Raw genomic sequence first — 11,887 nt, 5'->3', positions numbered from 1 at the left:
TTGTGAATCATGACCTGACTCGTAAGTAGCCAAGGGTTGACGGCCGGAAGCGCTGAGTGGCTCTGTGAGCCTCTTGGAGCCCCCATCCGCATATCGGGAGTCGCGCGAGCCGGATTCAGGGCGGCACATGCGGACTCAGGTACCGGCAAACCCCCATCACTGTCGGCGCTACCGGTAGACTGGAGCCCAATCCCGCCCCAATCGTGGGGACCGTCCGGGAAAAGCTGAGCAACGCTGATCAAGGCTTACCAACGCAACATGCCGCAGCCGCTCCGGCAACCCGCCGACGAGCCCGGCTCGTGCTGTGCCAGAAAGGGCGCTTCGTGGCCGATTCCGGCAACCCCAACGAGAACATCCCGTCCACCGAGGCCGCGGCCGCAGTCGCCGAGGCCTCAGTCACGGCGTCCTACGACGCGAGTGCCATCACCGTCCTCGAGGGTCTGGACGCGGTTCGCAAGCGACCCGGTATGTACATCGGTTCGACCGGCGAGCGCGGCCTGCACCACCTCGTGTACGAGGTGGTCGACAACGCCGTCGACGAGGCGCTGGCCGGCCACGCGGACACCATCGACGTGACGATCCTGGCCGACGGCGGCGTGCGCGTCGTCGACAACGGCCGTGGCATCCCGGTCGGCATCGTTCCGTCCGAAGGCAAGCCGGCCGTCGAGGTCGTGCTGACCGTGCTGCACGCGGGCGGCAAGTTCGGCGGCGGCGGCTACGCGGTCTCCGGTGGTCTGCACGGCGTGGGTGTGTCCGTCGTGAACGCGCTGTCCTCGAAGGTCGCCGTCGAGGTCAAGACCGACGGTCACCGCTGGACGCAGGACTACAAGATGGGCGTCCCGACGGCCGCGCTGGCCAAGAACGAGGCCACTCAGGAGACGGGTACGTCGGTCACCTTCTGGGCCGACGGCGACATCTTCGAGACCACGGACTACTCCTTCGAGACGCTCTCGCGGCGCTTCCAGGAGATGGCGTTCCTCAACAAGGGTTTGACGATCAAACTCACCGACGAGCGCGAGTCGGCGAAGGCGACCGCCGGTGCGGACGAGGCGGGTGCGGACGAGAAGGACGAGGTCAAGACCGTCACGTACCACTACGAGGGCGGCATCGTCGACTTCGTGAAGTACCTCAACTCCCGCAAGGGAGACGTGGTGCACCCCACCGTCATCGACCTGGAGGCGGAGGACAAGGACAAGAGCCTGTCCCTCGAGGTCGCCATGCAGTGGAACAGCGGTTACAGCGAGGGCGTGTACTCCTTCGCCAACATCATCCACACGCACGAGGGCGGCACCCACGAGGAGGGCTTCCGCGCGGCCCTCACGAGCCTGATCAACAAGTACGCGCGCGACAAGAAGCTGCTGCGCGAGAAGGACGACAACCTCACGGGTGACGACATCCGCGAGGGTCTGACCGCGATCATCTCGGTGAAGCTCAGCGAGCCGCAGTTCGAGGGCCAGACCAAGACCAAGCTGGGCAACACGGAGGCCAAGACCTTCGTGCAGCGGGCGGTCTACGAGCACCTCAACGACTGGCTGGACCGCAACCCGAACGAGGCGGCGGACATCATCCGCAAGGGTATCCAGGCGGCCACCGCGCGCGTGGCGGCCCGCAAGGCCCGCGACCTGACCCGCCGCAAGGGCCTGCTGGAGAGCGCCTCGCTCCCGGGCAAGCTCTCCGACTGCCAGTCGAACGACCCCACCAAGTGCGAGATCTTCATCGTCGAGGGTGACTCCGCCGGCGGCTCGGCCAAGTCCGGCCGCAACCCGCAGTACCAGGCGATCCTCCCGATCCGAGGCAAGATCCTCAACGTCGAGAAGGCGCGGATCGACAAGATCCTGCAGAACCAGGAGATCCAGGCGCTGATCTCGGCCTTCGGCACCGGTGTGCACGAGGACTTCGACATCGAGAAGCTCCGCTATCACAAGATCATCCTGATGGCGGACGCCGATGTCGACGGCCAGCACATCAACACCCTGCTGCTGACCTTCCTGTTCCGCTTCATGCGGCCGCTGGTCGAGGCCGGTCACGTGTTCCTGTCGCGTCCCCCGCTGTACAAGATCAAGTGGGGTCGGGACGAGGTCGACTACGCGTACTCCGACCGCGAGCGCGACGCGCTGATCGAGATGGGCCGCCAGCGCGGAAAGCGCGTCAAGGAGGACTCGATCCAGCGCTTCAAGGGTCTCGGTGAGATGAACGCCGAGGAGCTGCGCGTGACGACGATGGACCAGGAGCACCGCGTCCTCGGCCAGGTCACCCTCGACGACGCCGCCCAGGCCGACGACCTGTTCTCGGTCCTCATGGGCGAGGACGTCGAGGCCCGCCGCCAGTTCATCCAGCGCAACGCCAAGGATGTCCGCTTCCTCGACATCTGAGTCGGTCCGAGCTGACCGCACCAGGAAGGACTTTCACCAGCAATGACCGACGAGAACACTCCCGTCACGCCTGTCACGCCTGAAGAGGCCGACGAGGCCGGGCTGCGCGTCGAGCCCGTCGGCCTCGAGACGGAGATGCAGCGCTCGTACCTCGACTACGCGATGTCCGTCATCGTCTCGCGTGCGCTGCCGGACGTCCGCGACGGCCTCAAGCCCGTCCACCGCCGCGTCCTGTACGCCATGTACGACGGCGGCTACCGACCCGAGCGCGGCTTCTACAAGTGCGCGCGCGTGGTCGGCGACGTCATGGGCAACTACCACCCGCACGGCGACTCCTCGATCTACGACGCGCTGGTCCGCCTCGCGCAGCCGTGGTCGATGCGGATGCCGCTGGTGGACTCCAACGGCAACTTCGGCTCTCCGGGCAACGACCCGGCGGCGGCCATGCGCTACACCGAGTGCAAGATGGCGCCGCTGTCGATGGAGATGGTCCGTGACATCGACGAGGAGACCGTCGACTTCACGGACAACTACGACGGCCGCTCCCAGGAGCCGACCGTCCTGCCCTCCCGCTTCCCGAACCTGCTGATCAACGGCTCGGCCGGGATCGCGGTCGGCATGGCGACCAACATCCCGCCGCACAACCTGCGCGAGGTCGCGGCCGGCGCCCAGTGGTACCTGGAGAACCCCGAGGCGTCGCACGAGGAGCTGCTGGACGCCCTCATCGAGCGCATCAAGGGCCCTGATTTCCCGACGGGCGCCCTTGTAGTGGGCCGTAAGGGCATCGAAGAGGCCTACCGCACCGGCCGCGGCTCCATCACCATGCGCGCGGTCGTCGAGGTCGAGGAGATCCAGAACCGCCAGTGCCTGGTGGTCACGGAGCTGCCCTATCAGGTCAACCCGGACAACCTCGCGCAGAAGATCGCCGACCTGGTGAAGGACGGCAAGATCGGCGGCATCGCGGACGTCCGTGACGAGACGTCGTCGCGCACCGGCCAGCGCCTGGTCATCGTGCTCAAGAGGGACGCGGTCGCCAAGGTCGTACTCAATAACCTCTACAAGCACACGGACCTGCAGACGAACTTCGGCGCCAACATGCTGGCGCTCGTCGACGGCGTCCCGCGCACCCTCTCTCTGGACGCGTTCATCCGCCACTGGGTGACGCACCAGATCGAGGTCATCGTCCGCCGTACGCGCTTCCGCCTGCGCAAGGCCGAGGAGCGGGCGCACATCCTGCGCGGCCTGCTGAAGGCCCTGGACGCCATCGACGAGGTGATCGCGCTGATCCGGGCCAGTGAGACGGTCGAGGTCGCGCGTACGGGCCTGATGGAGCTCCTGGAGATCGACGAGATCCAGGCCAACGCCATCCTCGAGATGCAGTTGCGCCGACTGGCCGCCCTGGAGCGCCAGAAGATCATCCAGGAGCACGACGAGCTCCAGGCGAAGATCACCGAGTACAACGAGATCCTGGCCTCGCCGATCCGCCAGCGCGGCATCGTCAGCGAGGAACTCGCCGCGATCGTCGAGAAGTACGGCGACGACCGCAAGACCATGCTGGTGCCCTACGACGGCGACATGTCCATCGAGGACCTCATCGCCGAAGAGGACATCGTGGTCACCGTCACACGCGGCGGCTACGTCAAGCGCACCAAGACGGACGACTACCGGGCGCAGAAGCGCGGCGGCAAGGGCGTGCGGGGCACGAAGCTGAAGGAAGACGACATCGTCGACCACTTCTTCGTCTCCACGACCCACCACTGGCTGCTGTTCTTCACCAACAAGGGCCGTGTGTACCGGGCCAAGGCCTATGAGCTCCCGGACGCCGGGCGGGACGCGCGCGGGCAGCACGTCGCGAACCTGCTGGCCTTCCAGCCGGACGAGGCGATCGCCGAGATCCTCGCGATCCGCGACTACGACGCGGCGCCGTACCTGGTACTCGCCACGAAGGCGGGTCTGGTGAAGAAGACGCCTCTGAAGGATTACGATTCGCCGCGCTCCGGCGGTGTCATCGCGATCAACCTCCGTTCAATGGAGGACGGTTCCGATGACGAACTGATCGGTGCCGAGCTGGTTTCGGCCGACGACGATCTGCTTCTGATCAGCAGGAAGGCGCAGTCGATCAGGTTCACCGCCACGGACGAGTCGTTGCGCCCGATGGGCCGCGCCACCTCGGGTGTCAAGGGCATGAGCTTCCGCGAGGGCGACGAGCTGCTCTCGATGAATGTTGTTCGACCCGGTACGTTCGTGTTCACTGCCACCGACGGTGGGTACGCGAAGCGGACCGCCGTCGACGACTATCGCGTCCAGGGTCGCGGCGGCCTCGGCATCAAGGCCGCCAAGATCGTCGAGGATCGCGGTTCGCTCGTCGGGGCGCTGGTGGTCGAGGAGACCGACGAGATCCTCGCCATCACGCTGGGCGGCGGTGTGATTCGTACGCGAGTCAACGAGGTCAGGGAGACGGGCCGTGACACCATGGGCGTCCAACTGATCAACCTGGGCAAGCGCGATGCCGTCGTCGGTATCGCACGTAACGCCGAGGCGGGACGCGAGGCGGAGGAGGTCGACGGCGACGTGGCCGTCGACGAGACCGCCGAGGGTGCCGCCGAGACCATCGGCACGGACGAGGGTGAGTCGCCCTCGGCCGAGTAGCACGAGGAGAGAGTCATCGTGAGCGGAGCCACGGGCGCCGGATCGTCCAGTACCTCGACCGGTTCTACGGCCGGTAAGGACACGGACGGCGGCGGCCGTGGCTCCGCCGCGCCCGCGCCGGACACGCACACCACGCAGTTGAAAGCGATCAAGCCGTCGGCGAAGGGCTCTTCCTCGCCCGACGCACCCGGATCCCAGGGGGGAACCGTGACGGACACCCGAGGCTCGCAGCCCCAGCAGTACGCGGCCGGTGCGGGCTCGGCCGCTGCGGGCGCCCAGCCGCAGCCTCAGCCCGCGGCGGCGCAGCAGGCCCCCGCGGCGTCGGCGTCGCCGCTGCCCGGGGAACGGCAGCAGCAGGCCGCCGGGCCCTACCACCCGCCGCAGGCCTATCAGACGCCCGCTCCCGGGAGCGCGGTGCGCCGGCCCCGCACAGGGGCGCGCACGACGCCGCGCACCCGCAAGGCGCGCCTGCGGGTGGCCAAGGCCGACCCGTGGTCGGTGATGAAGGTCAGCTTCCTGCTCTCCATCGCGCTGGGCATCTGCACGATCGTCGCGTCCGCGATGCTGTGGATGGTCATGGACGCCATGGGCGTGTTCTCGACGGTCGGCGGCACGATCTCCGAGGCGACCGGCTCCAACGAGTCGAACGGCTTCGACCTGCAGTCCTTCCTGTCGCTGCCGAACGTCCTGATGTTCACGTCGATCATCGCGGTCATCGACGTCGTCCTCGCGACGGCGCTGGCGACGCTCGGCGCGTTCATCTACAACCTCTCCGCCGGCTTCGTGGGCGGCGTCGAGCTGACGCTGGCCGAGGACGAGTGACCTGCGGCTGAACCGCGGCTGACGGTCCTCCGACAACCGATTTTGGGACTGCCCACGTCGTGCGCTAATCTTCAGGAGTCAGCGCGCGGGACATACACCGCAGAGCGCGGCGGGGCTATAGCTCAGTTGGTTAGAGCGCATCCCTGATAAGGATGAGGCCACAGGTTCAAATCCTGTTAGCCCCACCAGCGAAAAGACCCCCAGGTGATCTTCCCTGGGGGTCTTTGACATCTGCGGCTGACATCAACCGATGAGTGGATCTTCCAGAAGCTCGGCGAGCATGCCGACCGCTTCCCGCTCGCTGTCGCCGACCACGTGCGTGTAGACGTCCATGGTCATGCTGATCTGGCTGTGGCGGAGGATCGCCTGGGCGACCTTGGGGTGCACCTTCAGGAAGGCGAGCAGGGTGCCGCAGGTGTGCCGGGCGAGACGGACCGTGATTCGGCGCACACCGGCCCGCTTCACGAGGCGATCGAAGGTGCGGGAGAAGCCCACCGGGTCGATCATGCCGCCGTGCTCCGACGAGAAGATCAGGTCATGGTCCGGTTCCTGCGACCAGTGGTCACCAGCGATCTTCCGTTCTAGCTCTTGGAGCTCCCGGCGCTCTTCCAGGGCGCGGGCGCAGAACTCCGGCAGGGGGAGCACCGCCTGTGACGACTCGGTCTTGAGGTCCTTGAGGACCAGGCCGACGCCCTTGACCCGCTGCACCTGCTTGACCGGGGTGAAGTGCCGCGCCTCGAAGTCGACGTCTTGCCAGCGCAGGCCCAGGAGCTCACTGCGGCGCAGGCCGAGCACGAGGACCAGGACGCAGGCCGCGTAGAGGCGGTGGGCCCGAGTCGCGCGAAGGAACGTGACCGCCTCACGGGCGTTCCATGCTTTGCCCTTGTCCTTGGTGACCTTGGGCATGTCGACCAGGAGCGCGACGTTGCGCGTCAGCAGCTCCTCGCGGATGGCCCGGTTGAGGGCGTTGCGAAGCACGCGCAGCACCTCGAACCGTGTGGAGGCGCCGACCTTCTCGCGCTTCAAGGCAGCCATGAACGTGCGGACTTGGGCGGGCGTGAGCTTGACCAGCGGCTTCTTGGCGAGATGCGGCATCAGGTAGAGCCTGACCTTGGACTCGTACTTGACGTACGTGTTGTGCTCGCGCTCCGGCTCGACAATGTGCTCCAGCCAGTACGTCAGCCACTCGCCGAGCGACCAGGACCGGGACGGCACCGGGACGCCGTTGCGCTCCTGGTCTTGGAGCTTGTCGAGCTTTTCGTTCGCCTCATCCCAGGTGGAGCCATAGACGTACTTCCGGACTCGATTGCCGTCGGTGTCGGTGACGTAGGCAGCGCCTTGGTAGCGGCCGTCCTTGCGCTTGGTGATCGTGCCACCGCCGTTGGGCCGACGCTTGGCCATCAGGCAGCCTCCCCGATCTGGCCAATGATGAAGTCGCGGACGGCGTCGTCCGGGATGCGCCGGCACCCGTCGACCTTTATCGAGACGAGGCGGTGAGTCCGGATCAGGTCGTAGACCTTGGTCCGTCCGACTTTGAGCCGCGCCATGACCTGCGGCACGGTGAGCAACTCGGATGTGGCGGTGGTCATGCGGCGGCTCCTTCCAGTTCGAGCAGGGCGGGTAGTTCATCGCGGGCGGTCTCGCGGTTGTGCTGGATGTCCCGGCGGATGTTGGCGGCGAGCCAGGATTCGCCGGGGGTGTGGCCATGTCCGGTGTAGGACCAGTGCGCGAGGGTCAGCGTGGTTGCCTCCGTGTCATCGGGGTCGGGCAGGCCCAAGGCTTCGCGTTGCTGGGCAGCGCGGTAGTCGGCGCGGACCTGGCGGAGGGCGCCGAGGGTGGTGGAGTACCGGCGGGACTTCGTGGAGAAGTGGCCGCGGAAGCCGAGCATGTGAGCCCAGTCCCGCAGCTTGCGGTCCGGGTAGAGCGCGTGCAGGTCGAGGCAGGCGGCGATGAGCCGGGCGGGGTGGTCGGGTACGCCGAGCAGGGCGAGGGCCTCTTTGTTGCCGATGCGGCGGTCCACCGTGCCGGTGGTTTCGGCAGCCTTGGTGGCGTACTTGGCGACGTAGGAGGCGACGGCCGCTTCGGTGATCTTCTCACCCTGGCCGAATGCGCCGATCGGCTGCACATCGAGCTGGGCGCCCCAGCGCAGGGTGCGGGCGGGCTGGTCACCAGCCGGGGGCACGTCGACGGCCACGCGGGCGGCTGCGGCTTGGATCGCGTCCGTGAGGAGATCCAGCGTGGCCCAGGCGGGGGGCGGGGAGTCCGGCCCTTCCGGCCCGTCGAAGCGGATCACGGCGTGGAAGTGGACCGCTCCGCGCTTCTGGTACTCCGCGACCTTGCCGAAGGACACGCGGGACTGCTCGCGGGCTGCCTTCTGGGTGAGCCCGGCGCGGCGGGCGATCTCGCGGCGGAGGTAGATCGTGAAGTAGCGCCACAGGTCGGAGGCGTGGTTATTCCACAGCACGGCGCCCGCGTAGTCGTACGACTCGGGGTCGAGCGGGGTGCCGAGTTCGGGTGCGTCCTCGGTGTGACGGGTGCCGCAGCGGCAGGGGCGGGCGCCAGGGCGGTTGTGGACGGGGCCGAAGGAGGGCGCGGTGAGGGTGGCGAAGACGCGGGGGTGATCTCGGATGGTGTGTGGGGTGCCCTTGGCGGGGTCGCCGGTGAGGCCTGCGCGGATGAGGTGGTAGGTGTCGCCTGCGTAGGTCCAGGCGCAGGACGGGCAGCGCGAGGCGCGGCGGTTGCCGCAAGCGATCCGGAGTCGACCGCCGGGCTCGGTGTCGGTCGAGTAGGAGTGCAGGACGTGGCCGGTGGCTGCGTCGCGGGTGACGGTGGTGCCTTGCAGGTGGATCGGGTCGGAGCAGCCGCCGGTGCGGCGGATCTGTTCTTGGATGCGGTCGAGGTCCGGAGACCCGGCCAGCCTCAGCACGTCGGCGAGGGTGGCCGGGTCCAGGCCCGCCATGGTGGCGGTGTCGGTCACGCGGTCGTCACCGTCCGGTCTTGGTGAGTGCGGAGGCGGGGACGGTGTGGCCGGTGCCCTTGCAGGCCCGGCAGGTGACGCGGAGGGTGGCGCGGGTGCCGTCGGCGTGGCGGGGGCCGGTGGTGATGGCGGCGGTGGCGAAGCCGTCGCAGTCGCGGCAGACGCGCGTGTTCTGGGCGTGCTGGGGCATCATGAGGCTTCCCTTTCGGGTCCGATGGGTCTGGAAGGGGTGCAGGCGCCGGGGTGGCGGTCTTTGGCGAGAGAGCCGCCCCGGGGCCGTTCAGTGCTTGTGCAGGTCCTTGATGAGCAGGCGCAGGACGACCGCGACCACGGCGACGGAGACGCCGGTGATGGCGACCGCGAGCAGGAGCGAGACCACGACCGCGCCGACGACGAGGACCACGGCGCCGCCGCCAGCGGCGAGGGCGAGAGCGCTGCCGGGGGTGAGCTGGACCGTCGGCCGGTTCGAGGCCGGGGCGACCGGGGCCGGGGCCGTCGGCTGGAGGGGGACCGGGGTGTAGACGGCCGGGGCGGTGGCCGTGGCGGGCGGTGCGGTGTCCTGGGGCGGGTACTTCGGCGTGAACACGAGGCGGTTCCCTTCTACTTGAGGACGGAGCCGAGGGCGGGGGCGAGGAAGCTTCCGGCGACGAGGTAGCCGCCGACCAGCAGCACGGCGACCAGCCACCACGGCGGGCGGGCGAGCTTGACGCCGAGCCATCCGACGACGAGCAGGGCGAGCCAGAGCGGTACGTCCATGGCGGGCTGTCCCTTCTAGGCTTTGCAGCGGTGTGTACGGGCGGCGAGCTCGGCGCCGGCGCGGGTGTCGTAGTCGGCGGCGAAGCCACAGCCGGGGGCGGTGCAGGCGGCGGTGTGCTTGTCGCGGCCGCGGCCGTCGTAGGCGGTGGCGACCTGAACGGGTCCGATGCGGATCACGTTGCGGAAGCGGCGGTAGGCGGTCACGGGCGGCTTCTCCCTTCCGGTCAGGTGAGCTGGAGTTCGGCGGCGATGGCGTCGGCCATCGGGGCGGGCAGTTGGAGCCGGGCGGACAGAGCGTCGGCGGGCATCGGTGAGCCCGTGGAGGCCCGGTGTGCGTCGGCGATCTTGCGGGCGTGATCGAGCAGCGCGGCCGGAACGGCGGGGGCGCTGGGGGCGGGCTGCGGCGGAGCCGGGGTCAGTTCCGGCACGGTCGCGGCGGGAGCCGGGTCGGAGGCGGGTTCGTCGGTGCGGTGCATCTCGACTTCCGGCGCCGACGGTTCGTCCCCCGGCTGTGCGAGAGCGGCCGGGTCGACGGGCGAGTGGACCAGGAGGGTTCCGCCGAGGAAGGCCAGGGCGGGCCAGCCAGCCACGAGGATGCACAGCCAGGCGGGCACATGGGCCAAGTCGAGGAGACCGGCGGTCGCGATGTTCGCGCCGAGGGACGCGGCCAGCGCGATCACGAACCAGGTCCAGGCGGACCGGTCGCGGCGGGCCGTGCGCAGCCGACGCCAGGCGGCGACCAACAGCAGGTCGACCGAGACTGGATAGGCCCAGGCCTTCCAACCGGACTGTCCGGCAGCGGCGGCGAGGTCATGCAGGTGGGCGAAGGACAGCGCACCGGCGATGACGGCCTGCACGAGCACGGGGTCCGGGCGGATTGAGCGAGACATGTGGGGCACCTCCCTTCAAGGGAGTCGGGCCAGGGGCGTGCCGGGGAGCATTCCCGACCGCCCGAGGCGGAGCGGGCGCTACTCGGTGACCGGGCGGGGCTTGACCAGCGACGGACCGGCCGTCGGCGCCGGGGCGGGCACATGAGGGCGGAACGGGTCGAGGAACGGCAGATCCGGGACCAGGTGGGCGAACTCCTGGCAGACCGCGACCACTTCGTCCCGCGAGGTGTTCGGGGTGCGGATCTTCGACCAGCCGCCGGAGGAGTCCGCCGCGACAGCGGTTCCGGGACGGTTCATCGGGATCATGCTCGCGGCCGGGACCGCGTCCGGGGCCACGTCAGCGAGACCCATTTCGGCGGTCTGCTTGTCGTTGACGCGGTGCACCACGCGGCCGGTGAGCTGAGCACGGAGCATGGTGGCGCCCTTGCCCAGGTCGGATCCGAAGCGCTGCCCGCAGATCTCCAGGTAGATGCCGATCGCGCGGGCCATCTGAGCCAGCCGGATCAACGCGGTGACGATCCGTTCCCGACGCTCCTCATCCTTCCTGGAAGAGATCAGGAACAGTTCCGCCACCTCATCGACCAGGACGACGACCGGCACCGGCCGCACCTCGGCAGGCAGTTCCCACATGTCCGAGACGCCGTGACGGCTCAGCAGGTCGAAGCGGGCTTCCATCTCCGCGACCAGGACACCGAGCAGGGAGGCGGCGTCGTCGGGGTTGGTGACCAGGGCCGACAGGCGGGGCGCGAAGGTGGACTGTTCCACCCCGCGCTTGCAGTCGACTCCGACCAGGGCCACCGGCAGTTGCGCCAGTCCCTTGATGAGGTTGCGCTGGTACATGGACTTGCCGGAGTGGTTGGCGCCGAGGGTGAGCGCCATCGGTGCCTTGCGGTAGTCACGCTCGAACGCGGTTCCGTCCTCCCGCACCGCGACCGGAACGGCCATGCCGTGTGGTCGGGCCTTGCGGGGCATCCGCACCTGGCGCAGCACGTCATATCCGGTCATCCGCAGTTCCACGAAACCGGGCTTCGTCTCCATCACGGTCACCGAGTGGACACCCCAGGCGTGCCGGAGCCGCTCCGATGAAGCGATCACGTCGGCGGGCTCCAGGCCAGCGGGAAGCCGCAGGGTCACCCGCAGTCCCGTCGACGTACCGCGTACCCGGCGGATCTTCGGCGGGACCGGCTGAACCTCACGGCGAGCGACGTTGCGGGTCATGAACGCCCGCAGGCCCGACGGCTGCACCGTGAGCCCGCACACGTCCATCGTGGAGCGGTACGAGAGAGTGAAGCGCCCCCAGGTGACCGGCATCCCGACCAGCGACCAGTACACGCGCGGTGCGCGTACCTTCGCGTAGCCGAGGCCACCGGCACCGGCCAGGGCTCCCGTGGCCTCCAGCCACATCGTCAGGTCGGTCATGG

Annotated in this window: 12 protein-coding genes and 1 tRNA gene; 4 read left to right on the top strand and 9 right to left on the bottom strand. The window is 68.7% G+C overall.

The window, feature by feature from the left end:
* Positions 1 to 299: 299 nt before the first annotated feature.
* The 4 genes from gyrB (at position 300) to ACP4J3_RS08450 (ending at position 6,031) form a co-directional block, all read left to right on the top strand.
* Complete coding sequence (gene gyrB, locus ACP4J3_RS08465; RefSeq protein WP_426532027.1) at positions 300 to 2,372, top strand: DNA topoisomerase (ATP-hydrolyzing) subunit B; 2,073 nt, start codon at positions 300 to 302, stop codon at positions 2,370 to 2,372.
* A gap of 42 nt (positions 2,373 to 2,414) precedes the next feature.
* On the top strand, positions 2,415 to 5,021 hold the full coding sequence (gyrA, locus tag ACP4J3_RS08460) for a DNA gyrase subunit A (RefSeq protein ID WP_426532025.1): 2,607 nt from the start codon (positions 2,415 to 2,417) through the stop codon (positions 5,019 to 5,021).
* 18 nt (positions 5,022 to 5,039) lie between these two features.
* Positions 5,040 to 5,843: a DUF3566 domain-containing protein gene (locus ACP4J3_RS08455; RefSeq protein ID WP_426532024.1), complete on the top strand. Its 804-nt coding sequence runs from the start codon at positions 5,040 to 5,042 to the stop codon at positions 5,841 to 5,843.
* 111 nt (positions 5,844 to 5,954) lie between these two features.
* A tRNA-Ile gene (locus tag ACP4J3_RS08450) sits at positions 5,955 to 6,031 on the top strand.
* A 55-nt stretch (positions 6,032 to 6,086) separates the two neighbouring features.
* Here the strand turns inward: ACP4J3_RS08450 and ACP4J3_RS08445 are convergent.
* From ACP4J3_RS08445 to ACP4J3_RS08405, 9 genes are all read right to left on the bottom strand, one after another.
* Positions 6,087 to 7,244, bottom strand: a complete 1,158-nt coding sequence (locus tag ACP4J3_RS08445) for a tyrosine-type recombinase/integrase (protein ID WP_426532022.1) — start codon at positions 7,242 to 7,244, stop codon at positions 6,087 to 6,089.
* A complete protein-coding gene (locus ACP4J3_RS08440; RefSeq protein WP_426532020.1) occupies positions 7,244 to 7,432 on the bottom strand; it encodes a helix-turn-helix domain-containing protein in 189 nt (62 codons plus the stop codon). Before ACP4J3_RS08440 ends, ACP4J3_RS08445 begins: the two co-directional genes overlap by 1 nt.
* Entirely contained in the window at positions 7,429 to 8,820 is a 1,392-nt protein-coding gene (gene repSA, locus ACP4J3_RS08435) for a replication initiator protein RepSA (RefSeq protein ID WP_426532018.1), read from the bottom strand. Before repSA ends, ACP4J3_RS08440 begins: the two co-directional genes overlap by 4 nt.
* Before the next feature lie 7 nt (positions 8,821 to 8,827).
* Complete coding sequence (locus tag ACP4J3_RS08430) at positions 8,828 to 9,010, bottom strand: hypothetical protein (protein WP_426532396.1); 183 nt, start codon at positions 9,008 to 9,010, stop codon at positions 8,828 to 8,830.
* Positions 9,011 to 9,100: 90 nt separating this feature from the next.
* Positions 9,101 to 9,406, bottom strand: coding sequence for a SpdD protein (locus tag ACP4J3_RS08425; RefSeq protein WP_426532016.1), 306 nt, complete (start codon positions 9,404 to 9,406; stop codon positions 9,101 to 9,103).
* A gap of 14 nt (positions 9,407 to 9,420) precedes the next feature.
* The gene (locus ACP4J3_RS08420) at positions 9,421 to 9,576 is read right to left on the bottom strand and encodes a hypothetical protein (protein ID WP_389443966.1); all 156 of its coding nucleotides are present in this window, start codon (positions 9,574 to 9,576) and stop codon (positions 9,421 to 9,423) included.
* A gap of 15 nt (positions 9,577 to 9,591) precedes the next feature.
* The gene (locus tag ACP4J3_RS08415) at positions 9,592 to 9,780 is read right to left on the bottom strand and encodes a mobile element transfer protein (RefSeq protein WP_208783122.1); all 189 of its coding nucleotides are present in this window, start codon (positions 9,778 to 9,780) and stop codon (positions 9,592 to 9,594) included.
* Between the two features lie 20 nt (positions 9,781 to 9,800).
* The gene (locus ACP4J3_RS08410; protein WP_426532013.1) at positions 9,801 to 10,466 is read right to left on the bottom strand and encodes a DUF2637 domain-containing protein; all 666 of its coding nucleotides are present in this window, start codon (positions 10,464 to 10,466) and stop codon (positions 9,801 to 9,803) included.
* 78 nt (positions 10,467 to 10,544) lie between these two features.
* Positions 10,545 to 11,885, bottom strand: coding sequence for an FtsK/SpoIIIE domain-containing protein (locus ACP4J3_RS08405; RefSeq protein WP_426532011.1), 1,341 nt, complete (start codon positions 11,883 to 11,885; stop codon positions 10,545 to 10,547).
* Between the last annotated feature and the right edge of the window lie 2 nt (positions 11,886 to 11,887).

Origin of the sequence: Streptomyces sp. UG1 (genome assembly GCF_049974585.1) — a bacterium.
Classification (GTDB): domain Bacteria; phylum Actinomycetota; class Actinomycetes; order Streptomycetales; family Streptomycetaceae; genus Streptomyces.
The sequence above is the reverse complement of the archived record's forward strand: the minus strand, read 5'-3'. Positions and strand labels throughout refer to the sequence as shown.

Bases quoted from the DNA above. Each gene is read 5' to 3' on its own strand.
- ACP4J3_RS08405 (WP_426532011.1), bottom strand. From the start codon at position 11,885: ATGACCGACCTGACGATGTGGCTGGAGGCCACGGGAGCCCTGGCCGGT.
- ACP4J3_RS08430 (WP_426532396.1), bottom strand. From the start codon at position 9,010: ATGCCCCAGCACGCCCAGAACACGCGCGTCTGCCGCGACTGCGACGGC.
- ACP4J3_RS08445 (WP_426532022.1), bottom strand. From the start codon at position 7,244: ATGGCCAAGCGTCGGCCCAACGGCGGTGGCACGATCACCAAGCGCAAG.
- ACP4J3_RS08440 (WP_426532020.1), bottom strand. From the start codon at position 7,432: ATGACCACCGCCACATCCGAGTTGCTCACCGTGCCGCAGGTCATGGCG.
- gyrA (WP_426532025.1), top strand. From the start codon at position 2,415: ATGACCGACGAGAACACTCCCGTCACGCCTGTCACGCCTGAAGAGGCC.
- ACP4J3_RS08420 (WP_389443966.1), bottom strand. From the start codon at position 9,576: ATGGACGTACCGCTCTGGCTCGCCCTGCTCGTCGTCGGATGGCTCGGC.
- ACP4J3_RS08410 (WP_426532013.1), bottom strand. From the start codon at position 10,466: ATGTCTCGCTCAATCCGCCCGGACCCCGTGCTCGTGCAGGCCGTCATC.